The organism is Nisaea sediminum, from assembly GCF_014904705.1.
GTDB classification, from domain to species: domain Bacteria; phylum Pseudomonadota; class Alphaproteobacteria; order Thalassobaculales; family Thalassobaculaceae; genus Nisaea; species Nisaea sediminum.
Genome location: NZ_JACZCQ010000004.1, coordinates 205309 through 227127, shown reverse-complemented (window position 1 = coordinate 227127; position 21819 = coordinate 205309). Strand labels below are relative to the sequence as shown.

25 protein-coding genes are annotated in these 21819 nt (G+C 63.5%); 22 read left to right on the top strand and 3 right to left on the bottom strand.

Annotated features, from left to right (window positions below; genetic code table 11):
* Nucleotides 1–8 precede the first annotated feature (8 nt).
* The 18 genes from IG122_RS10140 to IG122_RS10055 all read left to right on the top strand — a co-directional run bounded on the left by IG122_RS10140 (nt 9) and on the right by IG122_RS10055 (nt 15723).
* A complete protein-coding gene (locus tag IG122_RS10140; protein ID WP_193183093.1) occupies nt 9–968 on the top strand; it encodes an ABC transporter permease in 960 nt (319 codons plus the stop codon).
* A gap of 107 nt (nt 969–1075) precedes the next feature.
* Nucleotides 1076–2764 (top strand): TRAP transporter substrate-binding protein DctP, encoded by a 1689-nt coding sequence (dctP, locus tag IG122_RS10135; RefSeq protein WP_193183091.1) that lies wholly within the window; start codon nt 1076–1078, stop codon nt 2762–2764.
* Nucleotides 2765–2767: 3 nt separating this feature from the next.
* Nucleotides 2768–4081 (top strand): TRAP transporter large permease, encoded by a 1314-nt coding sequence (locus tag IG122_RS10130; protein ID WP_193183089.1) that lies wholly within the window; start codon nt 2768–2770, stop codon nt 4079–4081.
* A gap of 14 nt (nt 4082–4095) precedes the next feature.
* Nucleotides 4096–4860 (top strand): SDR family NAD(P)-dependent oxidoreductase, encoded by a 765-nt coding sequence (locus IG122_RS10125; RefSeq protein WP_193183087.1) that lies wholly within the window; start codon nt 4096–4098, stop codon nt 4858–4860.
* A gap of 9 nt (nt 4861–4869) precedes the next feature.
* A complete protein-coding gene (locus IG122_RS10120) occupies nt 4870–5646 on the top strand; it encodes a crotonase/enoyl-CoA hydratase family protein (RefSeq protein WP_193183085.1) in 777 nt (258 codons plus the stop codon).
* Nucleotides 5643–6119: a MarR family winged helix-turn-helix transcriptional regulator gene (locus tag IG122_RS10115; protein WP_193183083.1), complete on the top strand. Its 477-nt coding sequence runs from the start codon at nt 5643–5645 to the stop codon at nt 6117–6119. The genes IG122_RS10120 and IG122_RS10115 overlap by 4 nt, the downstream gene beginning before the upstream one ends.
* The gene (locus IG122_RS10110) at nt 6116–7936 is read left to right on the top strand and encodes a feruloyl-CoA synthase (protein WP_193183081.1); all 1821 of its coding nucleotides are present in this window, start codon (nt 6116–6118) and stop codon (nt 7934–7936) included. Before IG122_RS10115 ends, IG122_RS10110 begins: the two co-directional genes overlap by 4 nt.
* Nucleotides 7937–7947: 11 nt before the next feature.
* Nucleotides 7948–8820 (top strand): amidohydrolase family protein, encoded by an 873-nt coding sequence (locus tag IG122_RS10105; RefSeq protein ID WP_193183079.1) that lies wholly within the window; start codon nt 7948–7950, stop codon nt 8818–8820.
* Between the two features lies 1 nt (nt 8821).
* Complete coding sequence (locus tag IG122_RS10100) at nt 8822–9283, top strand: DUF3237 domain-containing protein (protein WP_193183077.1); 462 nt, start codon at nt 8822–8824, stop codon at nt 9281–9283.
* 26 nt (nt 9284–9309) lie between these two features.
* A complete protein-coding gene (locus IG122_RS10095; RefSeq protein ID WP_193183075.1) occupies nt 9310–10245 on the top strand; it encodes an aldo/keto reductase in 936 nt (311 codons plus the stop codon).
* Nucleotides 10245–10925, top strand: coding sequence for a DUF6064 family protein (locus tag IG122_RS10090; protein ID WP_193183073.1), 681 nt, complete (start codon nt 10245–10247; stop codon nt 10923–10925). The genes IG122_RS10095 and IG122_RS10090 overlap by 1 nt, the downstream gene beginning before the upstream one ends.
* Before the next feature lie 78 nt (nt 10926–11003).
* The gene (locus IG122_RS10085; RefSeq protein ID WP_193183071.1) at nt 11004–11198 is read left to right on the top strand and encodes a PLDc N-terminal domain-containing protein; all 195 of its coding nucleotides are present in this window, start codon (nt 11004–11006) and stop codon (nt 11196–11198) included.
* A gap of 94 nt (nt 11199–11292) precedes the next feature.
* Nucleotides 11293–12327, top strand: a complete 1035-nt coding sequence (locus tag IG122_RS10080; protein ID WP_193183069.1) for an AI-2E family transporter — start codon at nt 11293–11295, stop codon at nt 12325–12327.
* A gap of 61 nt (nt 12328–12388) precedes the next feature.
* Nucleotides 12389–12559, top strand: a complete 171-nt coding sequence (locus IG122_RS10075) for a hypothetical protein (RefSeq protein WP_193183066.1) — start codon at nt 12389–12391, stop codon at nt 12557–12559.
* A 259-nt stretch (nt 12560–12818) separates the two neighbouring features.
* The gene (locus IG122_RS10070) at nt 12819–13769 is read left to right on the top strand and encodes an OmpA family protein (protein WP_193183064.1); all 951 of its coding nucleotides are present in this window, start codon (nt 12819–12821) and stop codon (nt 13767–13769) included.
* Between the two features lie 180 nt (nt 13770–13949).
* Nucleotides 13950–14837 (top strand): PRC-barrel domain-containing protein, encoded by an 888-nt coding sequence (locus IG122_RS10065; protein ID WP_193183062.1) that lies wholly within the window; start codon nt 13950–13952, stop codon nt 14835–14837.
* A 94-nt stretch (nt 14838–14931) separates the two neighbouring features.
* On the top strand, nt 14932–15279 hold the full coding sequence (locus tag IG122_RS10060) for a DUF883 family protein (protein WP_193183060.1): 348 nt from the start codon (nt 14932–14934) through the stop codon (nt 15277–15279).
* Between the two features lie 3 nt (nt 15280–15282).
* Complete coding sequence (locus IG122_RS10055) at nt 15283–15723, top strand: hypothetical protein (protein ID WP_193183058.1); 441 nt, start codon at nt 15283–15285, stop codon at nt 15721–15723.
* Between the two features lie 43 nt (nt 15724–15766).
* On the opposite strand, the gene IG122_RS10050 is transcribed toward IG122_RS10055, so the two are convergent.
* The 3 genes from IG122_RS10050 to IG122_RS10040 are packed head-to-tail and all read right to left on the bottom strand — an operon-like array spanning nt 15767 to nt 17500.
* Nucleotides 15767–16666, bottom strand: coding sequence for a diacylglycerol/lipid kinase family protein (locus tag IG122_RS10050; protein ID WP_193183056.1), 900 nt, complete (start codon nt 16664–16666; stop codon nt 15767–15769).
* A 58-nt stretch (nt 16667–16724) separates the two neighbouring features.
* On the bottom strand, nt 16725–17300 hold the full coding sequence (locus IG122_RS10045) for an RNA polymerase sigma factor (protein ID WP_193183054.1): 576 nt from the start codon (nt 17298–17300) through the stop codon (nt 16725–16727).
* Nucleotides 17297–17500 (bottom strand): NepR family anti-sigma factor, encoded by a 204-nt coding sequence (locus IG122_RS10040; RefSeq protein WP_193183052.1) that lies wholly within the window; start codon nt 17498–17500, stop codon nt 17297–17299. Before IG122_RS10040 ends, IG122_RS10045 begins: the two co-directional genes overlap by 4 nt.
* 140 nt (nt 17501–17640) lie before the next feature.
* Here IG122_RS10040 and IG122_RS10035 point away from each other — a divergent pair, with 140 nt between their 5' ends.
* From IG122_RS10035 to IG122_RS10020, 4 genes are all read left to right on the top strand, one after another.
* Nucleotides 17641–18444: a response regulator gene (locus IG122_RS10035; RefSeq protein WP_193183050.1), complete on the top strand. Its 804-nt coding sequence runs from the start codon at nt 17641–17643 to the stop codon at nt 18442–18444.
* 89 nt (nt 18445–18533) lie between these two features.
* On the top strand, nt 18534–18698 hold the full coding sequence (locus IG122_RS10030) for a DUF1328 domain-containing protein (protein ID WP_193183048.1): 165 nt from the start codon (nt 18534–18536) through the stop codon (nt 18696–18698).
* Nucleotides 18699–18785: 87 nt separating this feature from the next.
* Nucleotides 18786–19787 carry a sensor histidine kinase gene (locus IG122_RS10025; protein ID WP_319024856.1) on the top strand — a complete coding sequence of 334 codons (1002 nt, stop codon included), beginning with the start codon at nt 18786–18788 and terminating at the stop codon, nt 19785–19787.
* Between the two features lie 319 nt (nt 19788–20106).
* Nucleotides 20107–21756 carry a CHASE domain-containing protein gene (locus IG122_RS10020; RefSeq protein WP_193183046.1) on the top strand — a complete coding sequence of 550 codons (1650 nt, stop codon included), beginning with the start codon at nt 20107–20109 and terminating at the stop codon, nt 21754–21756.
* The last annotated feature ends 63 nt before the right edge of the window (nt 21757–21819 follow it).

Genomic DNA, 21819 nt, shown 5'->3' with positions numbered 1-21819 from the left:
GACCCGTGATGAAAAACTGGCTCGCCCGCATGAAACCGGAAGACAAGCCGATCTGGATCTCGCTCGGATTCGTCGCCGTGATCCTCGCGATCGGCACGGGATACACGCTCTCCACGCAGGGCAGTGCGCCGCTGCTCTCGCCCACCTATCTCCTGCAGCAGCTGCAGACCGGATCCTTCCTCGGCATCGTCGCGGCGGGGATGATGGTGGTCATCCTGCTCGGCAATATCGATCTCTCGGTGCCCTGGACGCTGACCGCCGCGGCGATGATGGCCGCCGCCGTGGGCGGGCCGATGGCCCTGCCGACCGCGCTTGCGGTGGGCATTCTGGTCGGCCTCGTGAACGGCATCGGGGTCGCCTATCTGCGCATTCCCTCCATGATCTTCACGCTCGGAGTCGATTCCGTCCTGCGCGGGCTCATGGTCGCGCATACAGGTGGCTTCGCCCCGCAGGATCAGGCGACGCCGCTGATGCGGTTCCTTGCCGCGGATCACGTGCTGGGCATTCCCTCGGCGATCTATGTCTGGGCGGCGGTCTCGATCCTGGTCGCGGTGATGCTCCGGCGGACGTCATTCGGTCGCTCGATCTACGCGACCGGCAATAGGGAGGCGGCGGCCTATCTCTCCGGTATCCGGACCCGCCTTGTCGTGGTCGGCGCCTTCGTCACCTCCGGAGCCTGCGCCGGTATCGCAGGCGCCTTGCTCGCCGGCTATTCGAACAAGGCCTATCAGGGGATGGGCAACGAGTTCCTTCTGCCCGCCATCGCCGCCGTGGTAATCGGCGGCACCCGCATTCTCGGCGGCCAGGGCCGCTATGTGGGCACGCTGATCGGCGTGATCCTGATCGTTCTGCTGAAATCGGTGCTCTCGATCATGCAGATGCCCGAGGCCGGGCGGCAGGTGATCTACGGCGGCGTGATCATCACGATGTTGCTGTTCTACGGGCGCACGCAGAAGATCACCTCTTGACTGCCAGTCACCTTGTCTGTTTCCTCCCGAAATAGTTATGTTGAATAACTAATTGGAAGAGAGGCGTCCAAGCCTCCGCCAAAGACCGGTCATATGGGGAGGAAACCATGACCTTTATCCGCGTGAGCGTGACCCGTGCGGTCGCGGCCGTTGCCGCGTTCGCCTTCGGTGTCGGTGTGGCGTCTGCCGCCGAAGTGACCCTGCGCATGCACCAGTTCCTGCCGGCGCAGGCCAATGTCCCGAAAAACATTCTTCATGTCTGGGCCGACAAGATCGAGGCGGACTCGAACGGCCGCATCGAGATCCAGCGCTTTCCGGCGATGCAGCTCGGCGGCAAGCCGCCGGAGCTGATCGATCAGGCGATCGACGGCGTCGCCGACATCATCTGGACCGTCTCCGGCTACACGCCGGGCCGCTTCCCGCGCGCCGAGGTCTTCGAGCTTCCCTTCACCATGACCAATGCCGAGGCGACCTCGCGGGCCTATTGGGAACTCGCCGAGGAAACCATGATGGACAGCGACTTCAAGGCCTTCAAGGTCCTGGGGCTCTGGGTCCACGGTCCGGGCGTCATCCATTCCAAGTCGCCGATCACCTCGGTCGGGGATCTGAACGGTGTGAAGCTGCGCGCGCCGACGCGCGTGACCAACATGCTGTTCTCGACGCTCGGCGCCACGCCCGTGGGCATGCCCGTGCCGGCGGTGCCGGAAGCGCTTTCCAAGGGCGTGATCGACGCAACTGTCATTCCGTGGGAAGTGACCGGGGCCCTGAAGGTGCCGGAACTGGTTGGCACCCACACCGAGTTCGGCGATGACGTGCTCTACACCACGACCTTTATCTTCGCGATGAACAAGGACAAGTGGGACAGCCTGCCGGACGACCTGAAGGCGGTCATCGACAAGAATTCCGGCATCGAGTTTTCCGCTTTTGCCGGTGCACAGATGCAGCGCGACGACGCTCCCGCGCGCAAGGCCGCGGCGGATCGCGGCAACAGCATCACCACTTTGACCGCGGCGCAGGTCGCGGAGTGGAAGACGGCTGCGGAGCCGGTCAGAGCCGCGTGGCTGAAGGAGATGAAGGAAAAGGGCCTCGACGGCGACGCGTTGCTCGCGAGGGCGGCGGCCCGGACCAAGAAGCCCGGGGCGGCGCAATACCCCCGCCCCCCCGGACCGAAAACCGGCCCGGGGCTCCCGCGCTCTCCTACGATACCCGGAGCTGCTTCCATGTCCGCATTCGCGACGAGGCTCGCCCGTTTCATGGCCCTGCTTGGCGGCGCCGTGCTGCTGACGCTGATTGCCGTCACCTGCATCAGCGTGCTCGGGCGCGGTTTGAACACCTTCGGCCACAGCGCCTTTCTGTCGGAGCTTTTCCCTGTGCTGGGAGAGGCCCTGCTGGCGACCGGCGTTGCGCCCGTAACCGGCGATTTCGAGCTGGTCGAGGCCGGGATCGCCTTCGCGATTTTCGCATTCCTGCCGATCTGCCAGCTGTATGGCGGCCATGCGACCGTGGATATTCTCTCCGATCAGCTCCCGGGCCGGGTAAACCGCTTCCTGATCACGTTCTGGGAAGTCGTTTTCACTGTGATCGTGATGCTCGTCGCGTGGCGCCTGTTCGAGGGATTCCAGAGCAAGCTGCGCAACGGCGAGACCACGTTCCTGTTGCAGTTTCCGATCTGGTGGGCCTACGGCGCGAGTTTCGCCGCGGCGGTCATCGCCAGCCTCATTGCCTTGTATGTCGCCATTTCGCGGGTGGTTGCGCTGGTCTCCGGCCGCAATCCGCTCGCCATCGGGGGGAACTGATCCGTGAGTCCGCTTGAACTCGGTTTCTGGTCCTTTCCGGTCCTTCTTGTCCTGATTTTCCTGCGCGCGCCGATCGGTCTCGCGATGTTCCTCTGCGGGATCGGCGGGCTCTATCTCGCGACCGGCGGCAGTGCGATGTTCATGGCGAAGCTGAAGTCGGAGACCTACACCACCTTCTCCAGCTACTCGCTGACCATCATTCCGATGTTCCTTCTGATGGGGCAGTTCGCCACCGTCTCGGGCATGTCCTCGGCCCTGTTCAAGGCGGCGGAAAGTTGGCTCGGGCACAGGCGTGGTGGAGTCGCGATGGCCGCGGTCGGCGCCTGCGCCGGCTTCGGCGCGATCTGCGGCTCCTCCCTCGCGACGGCGGCGACCATGAGCAAGGTCGCCCTGCCGGAGCTCCGGCAATACGGCTATTCGGGCGGTTTCGCGACCGCCACGTTGGCCGCCGGCGGCACGCTCGGCATCCTGATTCCGCCCTCGGTCATTCTGGTGATCTACGCCATCCTGACCGAGCAGAATATCGCCAAGCTGTTCGCTGCGGCCTTCGTGCCCGGCCTGCTGGCCGCGCTCGGGTACATGATCACCATCTCGCTTTATGTCCGGCGCAACCCGGAAGCGGCGGGAACACGCGAGCCTGTGGAATATGACGAGCGCTTCCGCGCATTGATCGACGTCTGGCCGGTTCTTCTGGTCTTCGGTCTCGTGGTCGGCGGGATCTATCTCGGCTGGTTCACGCCGACGGAGGGCGCGGCGGTCGGTGCGGCCGGAACCGGACTGGTCGCGCTGGCAAAGGGGAGCCTGACCTGGCAGAGCCTGAAAGAGAGCATCATCTCGACGGCGCAGAGCAGCGCGATGATCTTCTTCATCATCCTCGGCGCCGGGCTCTACAATAGCTTCCTCGCCCTCAGCCAGGTGCCGCAGGAGCTGTCCGGCTGGGTTGTCGGCCAGGGATTCAGCCCGTGGCTGGTCCTGAGCCTGATCCTGGTCTTCTACCTGATCTTCGGCTGCCTGATGGACAGCCTCTCGATGATTCTGCTGACCATTCCGATCTTCTTCCCCGTGGTGAGCCAGCTCGATTTCGGCATGAGCCCGGAGCATATGGCGATCTGGTTCGGCATTCTGGTGCTGATCGTCGTCGAGGTTGGGCTCATAACCCCGCCTGTGGGGATGAATCTCTTCATTATCAATGTGATGGATCGTGAGACGCCGATCGCCGAAACCTACAAGGCGGTGCTCTGGTTCGTCACCTCCGACATCCTGCGCGTGATCCTGCTGGTGCTGTTTCCCTCGATCACGCTGTTCCTGCTCACCTGACGGAGATCCGAGCCATGCGCATTGACGGAAATGCGGCCATCGTTACCGGCGGCGGAAGCGGCCTCGGGGCCGCGACGGCGCGCCATCTGGCTGCCGAAGGGGCGAAGGTCGCGATCTTCGATTTCGATGCCGAGCGCGGCGCTGCCGTTGCGGAGGAGATCGGAGGACTGTTCCGCAAGGTGGATGTCAGCGACGCGGAGGCCGTCGGCGCTGCGCTGGAAAGCGCCGCCGAAGACCTTGGTGAGGCTCCGCGCATCGCCGTGAACTGCGCCGGGATCGGCACCGCCGCCCGCATCGTCGGCCGGGAGGGCAAGCTCTCCATCGACGTCTTCGAACGCACGCTGAAGGTCAATCTCTTCGGCACCTTCAACGTGATGAGTCACGCGGCCCGCCTGATATCTGGACTGGAGCCGCTGGACGGCGGCGAGCGCGGCGTGATCATCAATACCGCCTCCGTCGCTTTCGAGGACGGGCAGCTCGGCCAGACCGCCTATGCCGCCTCCAAGGGCGGCATCGCGTCGCTCTGCCTCCCCGCGGCACGGGAGCTTGCCCAGTTCGGCATCCGGGTCGTCGCCATCGCGCCGGGCCTCTTCCACACTCCGATGATGCAATGCCTGCCGGAAGAGGTGACGAAGAAGATCACCGAGAACATCCCCTTCCCGGACCGGCTCGGCGAACCGCATGAATACGCCCTGCTCGCGGGGCAGATCATCACCAACCCCTATCTGAACGGCACCACCATCCGCCTCGACGGCGCGGTGCGGCTGCCGCGGCGCTGAGGAATGCCCATGAGCGAACCCGTCCTAAAGATCGAGACGCGCGGCGAGATCGCGCTGCTGACGATGAACCGGCCGGAGAAGCGCAATGCCATGAGCGATGCGCTGCTGAATGCCATCGACGGTTTCTTCAAGGCGCCGCCGACGGGGGTGAAGGCCGCCGTGCTGACCGGGTCAGGAGAGCATTACTGCTCCGGCCTGGATCTCAGCGAGCATGTCGCGCGGGACGCCGAGGGAACCATGCGTCATTCCCGGGCCTGGCACGAGGTCATGAACCGGGTGCAGTTCGGCGGCTTGCCGGTGGTCTCCGCCATGAGCGGCGCCGTGATCGGTGGCGGCCTCGAGCTTGCGACCGCGACCCATGTCCGGATCGCCGAACCCTCGACGATCTTCCAGCTGCCCGAGGGGCGGCGCGGGATTTTCGTCGGCGGCGGCGCCAGCGTCCGGGTCGGCCGGATCCTCGGCGCGGACCGGATGATCGAGATGATGCTGACCGGTCGGCGCTACTCGGCGGAGGAGGGGCTCGCTCTCGGATTGGCCCATTACGCGGTCGGCGACAGCGAAGCGCTCGACATGGCGCTCGATCTCGCCGCCAAGATCGCCACCAACGCACCGCTGTCGAATTACATCATGATCCAGGCCCTGGCCCGGATTGAGGACATGTCGAAGGCTGATGGTCTCTTCACCGAGAGCCTCTGTGCGGCGCTGACGCAGACAAGTCCCGACGCGATCGAAGGGCTGGCGGCCTTTCTCGAGAAGCGGGTGCCGAGCTTCGGGGCCGGCGCATGAGATCTGCGAAAGCGGAGATCGTCCCGCCGCCGGACAGCGAGGTGTCGGACCGCTTGCTGGAGCGCTTTCTCGGCTACCGTCTGAAGCGCGCCTTCAACGTGATCCAATCGGATCTGACCGAGACCCTGAAACCGTTCGGCCTGCGGATGACGTCCTATACGGCACTGGTCCTGATCATGTCCAATCCGGGTCTCAGCCAGTCGCAACTCGCTGATGTGATGGATATGGAGCGGCCCAATCTGGTCGTCATCGTTGACGAGCTCGAGCGCCGTGGATTGATCGCGCGTGACCGGCTGAAGACCGACAGGCGCACCTATGCGCTCAATGTCACGCGTGCCGGGCGGCAGCTTAGCGAGGAGGCGATGACGGCGGCGGAGCGCCATGAGGCGCGGGTACTCAAGCGGCTGACGCCGGAAATGCGCGCGACGGTCGCCACGGCCATGACGCTGATCCGCAACGGAGGCGCCGGATGATCAAGCGCGCCAGCAATTTCAAGCCGCATCGGACCGAGAGGGAGGACAGGCCGGATGGCAGCATCCTCCTGCGCTCGTCCTATCCGCTTGGCCCGGTGGTGAGGTGCACCGGGGACTGGTTGCACCATTGGGCCGGGGAGGCACCGAACCGTGTGTTCCTTGCCGAGCGCAGTGGCGCCGGCTGGCGTGAGGAGCGCTACGGTTCGGTACTGCAGAAGGTTCGGGCACTTGCCGCCGCGTTGCTGGAGCGCGGGATGGACACAACGACGCCGATCATCGTGCTCTCCGGCGCCGGTGTCGACCACGGCCTGCTGGCGCTGGCGGCGCAATATATCGGTGCGCCCATCGTTCCCGTGGCGGAGCAGTATTCGCTCGTGCACGGCGCCCACAACCGGCTCCGTCATGCCGTCGAACTCGTGAAGCCTAAAATGGCCTATACCGTGGATGCTGCGCAGTACGCGGAGGCGCTTGCGCTCGACATTTTCGAGGGGGTCGAGATCGTCGCGAGCCGCGCCGGCGGAGGTGCGGGTGTCACGGCCTTCGACGATCTGCTGAAGGTGAAAGCCGGCCCTGATGTCGATGCGGCTTTCGCGGCGATTACGCCCGACACCGTGGCCAAGATCCTGATGACGTCCGGTTCGACATCCGACCCGAAGGGCGTGCTGACGACCCACCGGATGATGTGCACCAACCAGACGCAGATCGCGGACGCCCTGCCGTTCCTGCGCAAGCGTCCGCCGAGGATCACGGACTGGCTGCCCTGGAACCATGTCTTCGGCGGTTCGCACAATTTCAACATGATGCTGGCGAACGGCGGCAGCCTCTATATTGACGATGGCAAACCGGTGAAGGGGCTGTTCGAGCGCACGGTGGAGAACCTCTCGCTGATGCCCGGCACGCTCTCGTTCAACGTGCCCGTCGGGTTCTCCATGCTGCTGAAGGCATTGACCGACGATGCGGACCTCCGGCAGCGTTTCTTTGAGGATCTCGACCTTATCTTCTATGCCGGGGCTTCCCTGCCGCAGGAAGTCTGGGAAGGGCTGGAACGGATGGCATCCGAGGTGAAGGGCGAAGTGCCGCTCATCACCTCTTCCTGGGGCCTCACCGAGACCGCACCCGCCGCGCTCATGCAGATGGAGCCGACCGAACGTTCCGGCGTCGTCGGCGTGCCGCTGAATGGCGTCACGGTCAAGCTGATCCCGGATGCGGACATGCGCTGCGAGGTACGTGTCAAGGGTCCGACCATCATGCCCGGCTATTTCGAGGCGCCGGAAAAGACGAAGGAGGCGTTCGACGAGGAGGGCTTCTTCATCACCGGTGACGCCATGACATTCGTCGACCCGACCGATCACAACCGGGGTATGCGCTTCGATGGCCGTATCTCCGAGGACTTCAAGCTGCTGACCGGCACCTGGGTCAGAGCGGCCCAGCTCCGGATCGATGTACTCTCCTGTCTCGCGCCGCTCGCCGCCGACCTTGTCGTGACGGGGGCCGACAGGGACGAGATTGGAGTGATGATCTTCCCGAACCTCGCCGAGCTTGAGCGGGAGGGCTACGCTCTGGACGAAGAGGCGGGCGCGCTGACCGACAAGCTGCTGCTCGGCGACATCCATCGCCGGCTGGCTGGCCGGGCGCGGGAGATCTCCGGCAGCTCGACCCGGGTCGGCCGCGCCATCGTGCTCGCCGAGCCGGCCTCGATGCCGGAGGCCGAAATGACCGCCAAGGGCAATCTCAATTTCCGCCGTATCCTGCAGCGCCGCGCCGCGCTGCTGGAGCGGCTCTATGACGACGGCGATCCGGCCGTCACAAGGATCTGAAGGAAGCAACCATGGTCGATATCTCCAAGGTCCGTGCGATCGACATCCACACCCACGCCGAAGAGCCCTGCGGCTGCCATACCGACGACGGCTATGACGAGTTGCAGGCCACCATGGCGAAATACTTCCGCGCGCCCTGGAGCCATCCGCCGACCGTGCCCGAGACCGCCCAGCATTACCGCGAGCAGAACATCGCCGCAGTGATCTTTCCGGTCGATGCCGAGCGCGAGACCGGCTACCGGCGCTACAAGAACGAGGAAGTGGCGGAGCTCGCGGCGGAGAATGACGACGTGCTGATCCCCTTCGCCTCCATCGATCCCTGGAAGGGCAAGATGGGGGTCCGCGAGGCGCGCCGCCTGATCCGCGACTTCGGGATAAAGGGATTCAAGTTCCACCCGACCATGCAGGGCTTCTACCCGAACGACCGCATGGCCTACCCGCTCTACGAAGCGATCGCGGAGGAGGGCTGCATCGCGCTATTCCATACCGGGCAGACCGGAGTCGGCTCCGGCATGCCGGGCGGCAACGGGATGCGGCTGAAATATTCCAACCCGATGTATATGGACGATGTCGCGGTCGACTTCCCGGAGATGAAGATCATCCTCGCCCATCCCTCCTTCCCCTGGCAGGAGGAGGCACTCGCCGTCGCCCAGCACAAGCCGAACGTCTATATCGACCTTTCCGGCTGGAGCCCGAAATATTTCCCGGAAATCCTGGTGCGCTACTGCAATTCGATCCTGCGAAAGAAGGTCCTCTTCGGCTCGGATTGGCCGATGATCACGCCGGAGCGCTGGCTCGCCGATTTCGAGCAGATCAGCATCAAGGACGAGATCCGGCCCGACATCCTGAAGAACAACGCCGCCCGCCTGCTCGGGTTCGCCTGAGATGAGGGCCGCGCCGGGACTGCGTCCGGTCTGCACGCTGACGGTGGAACTGTCGCCGATCCGCGAACTCGGGCGCGGGCGGGCCGGAAAGCGCAGGATCATTCCCATCGTCGGCGGAAAGGTCGAAGGGCCGGAGCTGAACGGAACGATCCTGAATGTCGGGGCGGACTGGCAGACGGTCTATGACGACGGCTGCGCCTTTCTCGACGCGCGCTATGCCTTCGAGACCCCGGACGGGGCGCTGATCGAGGTCGTGAACAAGGGCTTCCGGCACGGTCCGCCGGATGTGATCGCGCAGCTCGCGGCGGGCGAGGCGGTCGATCCGGATGCGTACTACATGCGCACCGCAGCGCATCTCGAGACCGGCGACCCGCGCTACGACTGGGTCAACCGCACGCTCTTCGTCGGCACCGGCGCGCGTCTGCCGTCGGCCGTCGAAATCGCGCTGTTCGCGGTTGCCTGAGGCCGCCGGCGGCCCAGATAATCGGTATGATCGAACCGAAGCCGCCTTTCTCCGGCGCGACCCGCCGACGATTTCTTGCCGGTGCCGTCGCTGCACTGTCGATCCCGCTCGTTCCCGGAGCTGCACGCGGTTCCGCGCCGCTCATGCGCACGATCCCGTCCTCCGGAGAGCGCGTGCCCGCGGTCGGCCTCGGGAGCTGGATCACCTTCAATGTCGGGAACGATCCGGTCCTGCGCGCCTCATCGGCGGAGGTGATGCGCGCCTTCTTCGATGCCGGAGGACGGATGATCGACAGCTCTCCGATGTACGGCTCCGCGCAGGACGTCATCGGCGCGGGACTGGAGACGCTGGGCCGGACCGGCGATGTCTTTTCCGCCGACAAGGTCTGGACCGGCGACACGGAAGAGGGGCCGTCGCAGATCGCGCAGTCGCGCGCCTATTGGCGCGTGCCGCGCTTCGATCTCGTCCAGGTGCATAACCTCGTCGGCTGGGAGGCGCATCTCGACACGCTCGCGGCGATGAAGGAGGCCGGCCAGGTGCGCTATCTCGGCATCACCACCTCGCACGGACGGCGGCACGACCTGTTCGAGAGGGTCATGCAGTCCCGTCAGCTCGACTTCATCCAGGTGACCTACAATCCCGTCGATCGCGAGGTCGAGGAACGCATCCTGCCGCTGGCGCGCGAGCGCGGTATTGCCGTGATCGTCAATCGTCCGTTCCGCCGCGGCGACCTGACCCGGCGCCTTGAGCGCGTGACGCTTCCGGACTGGGTGACTGAAACCGGTGCTTTGAGCTGGGCGCAGATCGTCCTGAAATTCATCCTCTCGGCTCCGGCGGAGACCCTCCCGATCCCGGCGACGACGAAACCGGAACATGCGCGCGAGAATGTCGAGGCGGCAAGCGGGCCGCTCCTAGATAACGCTGTGCGAGAACGCCTCGCGGCCTTCATCCGGGATATGTGATGGACGTCTGGCTGACCTACAGCCCGGAGGACTTCCTGCTGTTCTCCGAGGAAGTCTATTGGCGCCTGTTCGAGCTGCACAATGCGGCCCTCTGGCCGGGCCAGTTCGGCGCACTCGCCGCGGGAGCGATGGTTGTTGCCGCAATACTCCGTCAGAGCCCGAGGTCCGGGCGGACGATTGCCGGAATCCTCGCGCTGGCCTGGACGGTCGGCGCACTTGCATTCCTGCCCCGCTACGCGACGATAAACTGGCTTGCGGGCGATCTGGCGTGGGGCTTTCTTGCCCAGGCAATCCTCCTGAGCGCATTCGGTATCTACGGTGATGCGCTGCGGCCTTGCGCCTGCAAGGTTCGGCGGGCGGGCGGCGCCATCCTCGCCGCCTACGGCATCTTCCTGCACCCGTTCCTATCGGTGATGGCAGGACGCCCGATCAGCGGCGGCGAGCTGTTTGCGCTCACGCCCGACCCGACGGCAATCGTGACGCTCGGGGCCGTGGCGGCCGCGGGATGGACGCCGCGCGCCGCCCTGCTGGCCGTTCTGCCGCTTGCCTGGTGCTTTGCCAGCTGGGCTACGCTTGCGACGCTGGGTACCTGGGAGGCCTGGGTCCTTCCGGCCGCGGTCCTCGCTTCGCTGCTGATCGGCCTCGTCCCTCGGCGTGCCGGTCAAACCAATCTCTCCTGAGCGACCGGGAGAGGTTTCCGGAACTATTTCGCCGTCCGCGCGTTCTTTGGACAGAGACAAATTTCCGGAGTGGGACCAATGGAACTGTTTTCCGGCCTGTTCGGCCTCGTCGTTCTGATCGCCGATATCTACGCCATCATTCAGGTGCTCGCGAGCCGCGCGCCGGGCGTCAACAAGCTGGTCTGGATCCTGTTGATCCTGCTGCTGCCGGTCATCGGTCTGCTGATCTGGCTGTTTGCCGGACCGCGTCGTCCTTCGAACGTCGCCGTCTGATCCAGACGGCGCGGAGAGGGGGGCAATGTCCTTGCTGGATCGAGCCGGCAGCCGTGACGATGTAGGGGGCGAGCCGGCCGCGTGGAGGCAGTGCATGCGCGACGCTGAGTCCGTCGCCGTCATCGGACTGTTTCTGTTCGCGGCCGGCTCGATACTCTATCTCGCCTCCGAGCTTTTCCTTCCGATCTTCCTCGCGCTGTTTCTCAGCGTCATTCTCTATCCGGCCGTCCGGACCATGAAGTCCGTCGGCCTGCCGGACTGGCTCGGCGCCCTTGCGGTTCTTGCCGGGCTTATCGGCACCGGCGCGTTCGCTTTGTTCCAGCTGACAGAACCTGCCGGCTATTGGCTCGACGAACTGCCGGCAATGCTGCGTAAGCTGGAGCGCGAGTTCTGGGGGCTCAGGCACTCCATAGAGCAGGCGTCCGAGGCCACCGAGAAAATCAAGAACATGGCAGACAACGGTGGCGGCAACGACGCCAGGGTCGTGGTGCGCGGCCCGTCCATGCTGGAGCAGCTTGCCAGCTACACCTGGCTCACCTTCGCGCAGATGGCGATCACGCTCGGGCTGCTTTACATGCTCCTGGCGCAAGGCCGGAAGACGGTGCGCGCCCTGGTGCGCCGGGTATCCGACCGGACCCGCTTCGTTGCATTCATGAATGCGGTGCAGGAGAAATTCTCGACCTATGTCCGCTCGCTGACGGCGATCAATCTCGCGGTGGGGGTGCTGACTGCGCTCGCCATGTTTGCGATCGGTCTGCCCAATCCGGCGATCTGGGGCGTGCTCGCTTTCTTTCTGAATTTCCTGCCTTTCGTCGGTCCGTTCGCGATGATCGCGGTGCTGACCCTGGCCGGATTTGCGAGTTTCGAGACGCCGCTCCAGATCGCGGCGGCTCCGGCCGCTTTCGCAATGATCAATGCGATCGAGTGCTACGCGGTAACTCCCGTCGTAATGGGGCGGAAGATGACCCTCAATCCGATCCTGGTTTTCCTCTCCATGCTGTTCTGGACCTGGTGCTGGGGCATGCCGGGGGCATTCCTGGCCGCTCCGATCGCCGTTTTCGGCAAGCTGGCCTACGATTTCGCCGCAGGAAACAAAACCGGCGGAACCATTTGCCCGGCCGGACGTTGACTCATCAGAAAGCGGGCGCATCCGCGCCGCCGACCTTCACAAGACCGAAAGGGACTCCGTGATGAATATCCCCCTTCAGCTGCGCACTCTTCTGGTGATTGCCTTCGTCGCCGCCGGTACGCTCGGCCTGATGGCCTGTGACCGCCAGGGGCCCGCCGAACAGCTTGGCGAAAGCATCGACGATACCGTCGAGCAGGCCGGCGATGCGATTGAGGATGCAACGGACAAGTAAAAATTTTGCTTGTTTCAATTAATTGTAGATTGAACGGTGTATGAAAAAATAAATTTAAAGCAGTCGCGGTTTATGCGGCTGCTTTTTTGTTTGGATAAAAATAATAAAAATTCCGGGAACATTTTTTCTGTTTGCGCGTTTTGTAAATATGTCGGGTTTGAGAAGGCCGGACAAAGAAATTCAGAGGGAAGGCGTCCCGGATTTGGCGGGGCCGCATTCTGAATACAGCACAGATGTTTGATCGTTTCAGGAGGCAATCATGAAAAAGTATCTGCTCAGCACCGTTCCGATGGCGTTTCTGGCCTTTGTTCCGGCCAATGCGGACGCCAACATTTTCTTCGAACAGGTCGAGGAGATCCGCAAGGAGGTTCCGGCCGGCGACGATTTCCGCGCGAACCTCGTGCGCGAGTACAAGGATCTCACGATATTCGAGGCGGACGAGATGTATGACTGGATCGACGCCGAGAACCACGCCGAGAAAGGCATGATGGCCGCGAAAGGCCAGACCCCGATGCCGTCCGACCCGAAGGAGTGGAGCATCGAGGATCCGCTCAAGCTGCGAGAGCTGGAAATGGCCCGTGCCGGTATGATCGCTCTGTTCGACAAGGGCGCGCGTACGACGGCGCCGAAGCAGGCGGCACACGCCCAGGCGAAATACGATTGCTGGGTCGAGCAGCAGGAGGAAGGTCATCAGCCGGCGCATATTGCGGCCTGCAAGCAGGAGTTTGATGCCGCGATGGCGGCGCTGGAGCTCGCAATGCAGCCGAAGGTGTCCGAGGCGAAGCCGGCGCCGAAGACGACCACGGTGACCACTGTCGTTGAAGAGATTGCCCGTGAGACCGTGTATTTCGGGTTTGACAGCTCCTCGATCCGCCCGGCCGAGCAGGCCAAGATCGACGCCTTCGTGACCGAGATGAAAGGCATTCAGCCGGTCGTTACCCTCTATATCGAGGGGCATGCGGATACCTCCGGCCCCGCCGACTACAACATGAAGCTTTCCGCCGACCGCGCTCAGTCGGTCCGTACGGAGCTTGGTCGCCAGGGCATGACTCTCGGCGACTACGAAAAGCTGGAGGTCGAGCCGGAAGGCGAGAGCAAGCCGGCCGTCGAGCTTGGCGACGGCGTGCGTGAGCAGCTGAATCGTCGCGTTGTCATCATCGCCCGCGGTCAGGTGACCAAGACGGACTCCGTTGCGGTCGCCCCGCAGTAAAATAAAAAACTACATAATAAGACAACCCCCGCGCTCATCGCGGGGGTTTTCGTTTTTATCTGACAGACAAGGAACAATAAATGGGCTTTCGGCGTTTCTCCTTTGTAAGCGCACGGTATTTCATCGAAGCGCTTTGAATTACGAGATGTGGAAATTTTATTCTATGAGGAGAAGGAAATTATGATCCGCAATCTTCTTGCAACGACGGCATTGAGCGCCGCCGTGGTTCTGTCGGGGGCCGCGTCGTCTGGCGCCGCGACCGGCAAGGTTGTTTTTGGCAATGAAACCAAGGCCGGAAGCGCCGCGAGCGCGAACTCCTACCACAAGGTCGAGCGAGACCAGATCCTCGCCTCCGTGCTGATCGGCCAGGCGGTCTACAATTCCGCTGCCAGTGACGCCGAACCGATCGGCGACATCAACGATATCGTGATGACCACGGACGGCATCGTCGTGGCGACGGTGATCGGTGTCGGCGGCGTGCTCGGCATCGGCGAGAAGGACGTCGCCGTCGATATCGACCGTCTCGTGTGGATCCCGCTGGAGGACGGCCGCCGCCTGACGGTGAACGCCTCCAAAGCCGAACTCGAGGCCGCGCCGGAATATGACCGCGAGAAGTTCGAGAAGCTCACCGGTCTCAGCATCTCGGCGCCGGACATGAAAGACGTCGACAAGGCGTTCAGCGACTTCAAGACGGGTACGAAAAAGGCCCTCGGTGCCTACATGCCGGACGACAAGGACCTGATGCCGGTGGACCTGGCGACGGTCCAGCCGAAGGAGCTGGTCGGCGCACAAGTCTTTGGAGCCGACAAGGAGGATATCGGCGAGATCAGCCGAGTTCTGCTTGCTGGCGGCAATCGGGTCGAAGCTTATGTCGTCGATGTCGGCGGTTTCCTCGGTATCGGCGAGAAGCGCGTTGCCCTCGGGTCCGGTACCGGCCGGGTGATGATGGACCGGACGGATGGCGACATCGTGGTCCAGATGCCCTTTACCCAGGCCCAACTCGAGGCGCATCCGGCCTTCAGTGCGGAGGCCTACGACAACGATCCGGAAATCGTGATCCTGCGCTGATCGAGCGTGCAATTGCCGGCGACAGTTCCGGCGGCGGGGTGCCGGCCCGGTCCGGAACCCCGCACTTTTCCCCCATACCCGAAAGGAGTTCATCATGGCGACCGCTCAGGCGAATGCCACCACGGCCAAGAAGGCAACCGACGGCAAGAACGCCCCCCAGGAGGATATCGAGAGCCAGCTTGCCGCGCTGCGCGAGGACGTCGCGGCGCTTGCGGGCAGCTTCGCCGATCTAGGCCGGAGCAAGGCCGGCGAGGCAAAGGCCCGCGGTCAGGACATGGCGTCCAAGGCAGCCGAACGGTCGGGCGCGGCTGCGCGCCGTGTCCGGGACGATCTGAAACGGATCGAGGACGGCGTCAGCACCGGTGTGCGCGAACGGCCCCTCCGTTCGATCGCGATCGCGGCCGGGATCGGCCTCGTCGCGGGCTATCTGATCAGGCGTTAAGCCGTGATCGGACGACTTGCAGCCCATATCGGACGGATCGCGGCCTGGAACGCGGAGCGCCTTGCGGCCCGAGCGCGGCGCAACGTGGTCCTCGCGGCGGTTTCCGGCCTGTTCGGGGCGACGGCCTACGGCGCGGTTCTCGTCGCTGGCACGCTCTGGCTCGCCGGGCAGCTCGGTTTGCCGGGCGCGCTCGCGATCGTGGGGGTGGTTTCGGCCGCCCTCGCGGTCCTTGTCGCCACGATCGCGGTGGCGATCAATGCGACGGAGCGGCGGCGCGAGGCCGAGGTACGGCGCGCGAGTGCCGAAACGGTCTCGACGGCGCTGACAGCATTGCCGATGCTCAAGGGATCCAATCTCGCCGTGATGGCCGCGGCAGGCGCAGCGCTGGCCTATTTCGCTCTTGGCAATAACGGGTCGGAAACCGGCGGCGGCGAGGCTGACTAACGCTCGGAGGAGCTTTCAGGGTTTGCCTCGCCCGGGGCGAGCTTCACGGTTTCGATTTGAGAACCGTGAGCGCACCTGGGTGGATTTTCAGTTCCACATTTTTTTCCAGCCTGACCAGTTCGCCGTCGATGGTGGCTTTCGCCTTGCGCGTCAGCTTCGGAAATTCGAGCGTGACCGAGCGCGCCGGCTCCATCTCGAAATCGGGGTTGGCGCGCCAGTTTCCGACGAGGAAATCGGCAATCAGCTGTAGGTTCTGGTGCGGCTTGAGCGGGGCGGCCTGACCGATGCCGAGAACACCGCCTGTCAGATCGTCCGCGTAAGGCAGATGCCCGTCGCCATAGAGGTTGTTGCTGACGACAATCAGGCTGTAGCGGCCTTCTCGGTGATCGTCATCTGTCTTGATCGTGGCCGGAAAGGCCGGCGGCCTGTGGAAGGTCGCCAGCGTGGCCCGGAGTCCCGCGACCATCTTCCCGATCCGGGAATAGTACTGGAAGCTGTTGCGGTCCCGGATGATCCGGGGCTGCATACCGACGGAGAACTGATGCACGAAGGGCCGCCCGTTGGCCGTAGCGATGTCGCAGGGAGACGTGTCGGCCTCCGCCAGAGCCTCGGCGGCCTGTTCAAGGTCGAGCGGCAGGCCGAGCGCTCGGGCGAACATGTTCATCGTTCCGGCGGGCAGCACGCCGAGCGGCTTGCCGCTTTCCCAGGCGATCGAGGTTGCGGCGGAGACCGTGCCGTCTCCGCCGCCGGCGATCAGGGCATCGTACTTGTCCTCGCCGGCCGCGTTCTCAAGTGCTGCGACGATCTCCTTGCCGGAGGTGGGCCGGCAGTCGATCTCGCGTCCGTTCGCGGAGAAGCTCCGCCGCAGGACGTCGCAATAGGCCTCGATATCGGTGGTCTTGAAGGTGCCGCCGTCGCGGTTCAGGACAGCAACGACGCGCATCTGGACTCTCCGGAATGTGGACGGGTCGAACCGGTATTGGGCAGGAAATAAGCCGGGATCAGGCGACGAATGCCTGGGAGGTGACAGGTGCGGAAAGGGCATCCGGACCGTAGTCGGAGGGGCCCTCGATATAGAGAATCTCCTGCAGCTTCTGCCGTCCGCGGTTGATCCGGCTCTTGATCGTCCCGACGGCACAGCCGCAGATTTCCGAGGCCTCCTCGTAGGAGAACCCGGAGGCGCCGACGAGAATCAACGCCTCGCGCTGGTCTTCCGGCAGGGTGTCGAGCGCCCTGCGGAAATCCCGCATGTCGAGCGAACCGTATTGTTCCGGATGTACGGAGAGCCGCTCGGTCAAGGTGCCCTCGCTGTCCTGCACCTCGCGGCCCCGCTTGCGCATCTGGCTGTAGAACTCATTGCGCAGGATGGTGAAGAGCCAGGCTTTGATGTTGGTGCCGTGGGTGAAGCTGTCCTGCTTGGCCCAGGCTTTCATGATCGTGTCCTGAACCAGATCGTCGGCCTTGTCGGAGGCGCCGATCAGGGAGACGGCGAAGGCGCGGAGATTGGGCAATGCCGCAATCATGTCACGCTTGAAACCGGCGGCAGCGGCGCCGGCCGTCGATCGGTCCGCGCTCATTTCTTCACCGCCAGCTTGGAATTCTGTTCCGCCTCGTCGAGTTTCTCGAGCAGGTCGAGGAAACGGTCGGGGATCGCCTCTTCGCGGACGGAATCGTAAAGTTCACGCAACTTCCCGGAAATCTGGGCGTTTACGTCATTGTCGCGGGGCGGTCCGTTGAGGGCCGGTCCCCGGTTGTCCGTGTTGTTTGTGTCGGCCATGGATCTCTTTCCCACCTGCGTCAGTCGGCAATTAAACGCACGGCGATCAAAAAAGTTCCGAACCCGGGGAACTTTTTTTCAGCCCGTCCGTTATACGTCGGTGAACCGCCCGTTTCGAGGGCTCTGAGGGAGTTCGTTTCATGTCTTTATCCACTCGCGTCGCTCCGCATCTTCCGAGCTTGCGCCGCCATGCGCGCGCTGTCAGCGGGTCGCAGACGTCCGGGGACGCGTATGTCGCGGCAACCCTCGAGGCGCTGATCGCCGACGTTTCCTGCTTCCCGGAAACATCCAGCGACCGCGTGTCCCTGTTTAAACTCTTCGCCCGCCTGTTCGGTTCCGTTCCGATCGAGATCGAACCGAAAGACTCTCCCTATGCCTGGGAAAAACGGGCGGCGGCAAATCTCGCTGCGGTGCCTCCGGTGGCGCGTCAGGCGTTTCTTCTGGCCGTGATCGAAGGTTTCTCTCATGCCGAGATAGGCGAGATCCTCGGGCAGGACGAGGTCGGCGTCGGCGCGTTGCTCAATGAGGCGTCGCAGGAGATCTCCCGCCAGGTCGAGACCGACATCATGATCATCGAGGACGAGCCGCTGATCGCGATGGATATCGAGCAGATGGTCGAATCCCTCGGGCACAAAGTCACCGGCATCGCGCGGACCCATTCCGAGGCCGTCGACCTTTTTGCCCGCACCAAGCCGAAGATGGTTCTCGCCGATATCCAGCTCGCCGACGGCAGTTCGGGGATCGACGCGGTGAACGATATTCTGAAGACCGACAGCAATATTCCGGTGATCTTCATCACCGCGTTTCCAGAGCGGTTCCTGACCGGAGAGCGGCCGGAGCCGGCCTTCCTGGTCACGAAGCCGTTCAACCCGGACATGGTCAAGGCGCTGATCAGTCAGGCCCTGTTCTTCATGCGGGAGGTTCCGGCGGCGGCAGCCGAATGAATTGATGCCCGGTAGCTGAAAATTTCGGCGATCGCGGAACGAAAAGACCAGAAAAGCGTTTCATCTCTATCAAGACAACGGAGGCTGTTATGCTTTTCTATGCACTTCTTTTCTTTCTTGTCGCGGTCGTTGCCGGCGTTCTTGGTTTTGGGGGTGTGGCTGGTGCAAGTGCCGGTATCGCACAAATTCTGTTTTTCCTTTTCCTCGTTCTGTTCGTGGTTTCGCTTCTGGCGCGGCTGTTCAGGCGGGTCTAGTGAATTAGCCGGCCCGGCCGGGAAAGCGGGCGCTGCGAGGTTGCGGCGCCCGCAGCCGATTCGGGATTTTGGGGAGGTTCGAAGGCTGTGACGGAGTCTCTGACCTGGAAGAAGGCGGGCCAGAACGAGTCCGAACTCAGCGATTATCTGGTCCGGGCGTTGATCCGGTCCGGCGTCTGCGTGACGCTCCAGGGCGCCGATCTCGGTTATGTGTTCATCGCCAACCTCCCGGACTGCTGGTCGGTGGATGCGGCGGGCAACCCTGAGGACACCGCCATTTTCGGTGCCGACAGCGGCGCCGAAATCGCCGCGCTGAAACGCGAGGCGTTGGAGGCCGGGGAAAAGCGGCGGACCGAAATCTCCCCGGGAGACGAGCTGTTCTTCGAGATCCATGCCGAGCCGATCCGCGCGGCCGACGGATCCGTCTCTGTCATGACGACGATCATCGATCTGACAGAGGAACGGCGCCGGGAGAGAATTCTGCGCGCCTTGCTGCGGGAACTGAGTCACCGTTCGAAGAATCTGCTGGCGATCATTCAGAGCATCGCGAACCAGACCGCACGTTTTGCGCCCGATCTGGAGTTCTTCAAGCGCAAATTCTTCGGCCGTCTCCATTCCCTTTCTCAATCCCAGGACCTGATTACGGATTCGAGCTGGCGCGGCGCCCGTTTCTACGAGCTTGCCGAACAGCAGATCGAAAAGTACCTGCCGGAAGTGCCCGGTTCTGTCTCCGTCACGGGCGAGAATCTCTGGCTCAACCCGAACGAGGCGCTGCATGTCGGACTTGCGCTGCATGAGCTTGTGGTCAACGCGGCCGGCGCCGGAACGATGCGTGCCGGCGGCGCGCCGATCGAAATCTCCTGCGCCGCGGCCCGCAAGAAGAACGAGTGCCCGCGGGTTGCCGTCACCTGGTCGGAGAACCGGAAGGGCCTGACGCTCAGCGATGATGCGATCGCGGACCAGAGCGTCTTCGGCAGCATCGTGTTGCAGCGTGTCGTCCCGAACGCGGTCGGCGGCGAGGCCGAGTACCGCTATGACGACGACCGGGTTTCCTACCGCCTGACGTTCCAGCAACGCGAAGAAGAATAAAAAATTGCCGGCGCCGTCAGGGGAGCGACAGCGCCGGCCTAAACCTCTCGGGAGTTGGAATTCCGTCTGCAGTCGTGCGGCTTTCTTTTTTGTAAGAACGCTCAGCGTTGCTGCAGTTATAGTGACAACGATTAAGGCTCGAATTTGTTCCTCCCGCCTTTCGCTGACCTTCTTCCTCTCTCAGATTCCGGTTTGTTGAAGCTGCTGATCTCCCCCGGTTTCGGCTCGAGAGGCGGGTCGGAATTGCTTCAAATTGAAAGAATTGCGGAAGCGCGGGGGAGGCCGTAAAAAAGTTAACGAATTTTCAAGGACCGCATTCTTGAGCCGATATTTCCCGCTGCTTGTTTTTCTTCTGGTCGGATCGATCGGCCTCGCGACGACGATCGTTGTCTACCGGGCCGAAGAAGCCGCCGAACAGGCGCGTTTCGAGGCTCTTGCCGACGATACGGTCGACCGTATCGGCGAGCGTCTCAGGCGCTCTCTGGCTTTGCTGCGTGCGACCAACGCCTATTTCTCCACCAGCCGCGGCACCGTGTCCCGGCAGGACTTCATCTCCTATGTCGACGGGCTGGAAATCGAGCAGCGGTTCGATGGCCTGCAGGGCCTCGGCTTTGCGCGGTTCCTGCCTGCCGGCCGGGAGCGGGACGTCGAGGCGGAGCTGGAGCGGAACTACGACTGGGCGATCAAGGCCTGGCCGGAAACGGATCAGGACCGGCGCGCGGTCATCGTCCTGCTCGAACCGCACAATTTCCGGAACGAGGCCGCGCTCGGCTACGACATGTTCAGCGAGCCCCTGCGCCGCCGCGCGATGCAGACCGCGATCGAGTCCGGGCAGGATACAGCGAGCGCACCGGTATCGCTGGTGCAGGAGGTGACATCGGTCAAGCAGGCCGGGTTCCTCGTCTATACGCCGCTCTACCGCTCGGGAACCGGGGTCGCTTATCGGGCCGAGCCGATCGGATTCGTCTATGCCGCCTTCCGGGCCGGCGACTTCCATCGGGCGGCGCTGGAACGGTCGGACCGGCTCCCGCTCGTCGTCGAGACCCGAGACACGACAGACGGGCAGTCCGAGCTCCTGTTCCACTCGGATGGATACGATGAGATTTCAGCGTCGAGCAGGTTCACCGTCGAGCGCAAGCTCCCCATCGCAGGGCGCTCCTGGACCATCACGGCGCACGAGACCAAGGCTTTCTTCGACGCGTCGCGTTACTGGCGTACCACTGTCCTCGGAGCGATTTTCCTGTTGCTCTCTGGCGCGCTTGCCATGGTTGCACGGCTGCAGGTCCGTGCGATGGAAGCGGCCCGGGAAATCCAGGCACTGACAGAAAAGGCGGTGGAGGAGAAGGACCTTCTGCTGCACGAGACCAAGCACCGGATCAAAAACTCGATCACCCGGATCCTCGCCATGGCGCGGCAGACTGCGTTGAATTCGGAGACGCTGGAGGATTTCAGCCGGTCCTTCGAAGCGCGCATGCAGGCGATGGCGAACGCACAGGATCTGCTGACCAGCTCCGGCAGGTTGAATGCGGACCTCGAGACGCTGCTGCGTGGAGAGCTGCAGCAGGTTTTCGGGGATGCGATTTCCGAAGGCGCGGTCGACGGTCCATCGGTCAAGCTTGGGGAGACCGCAACACAGGCCCTTGGCCTTACCTTCCACGAACTTGCCACCAATGCCCTCAAATATGGCGGCGTTTCCGATGGGGACGGCCGTCTGAAGGTGTCCTGGGAACTTGTCAAAGACGAAGATCATCTGCAGCTCGAATGGATCGAGGAACGTCCGGGCGCGGCGCCGGACGACGGTCCTGCGGATCTGTCCGGAAACGGGGGGCGCAAGGGTTTCGGCACGCGCCTCATCGATGCCAGCATCAAGCTTGAGCTCGGTGGCAGAATCGAGCGTGAATTCTCTGCATCCCGTTCGCGCATCTTCATCAGTTTTCCGCTGGCTGAGCCCGCCGGAGAGGATGATTAGCCAGCACACAGACCGGGGTTGTCCCTCGGCGCTTCGCTTGCGTCATAGAGGATATCAATCGAT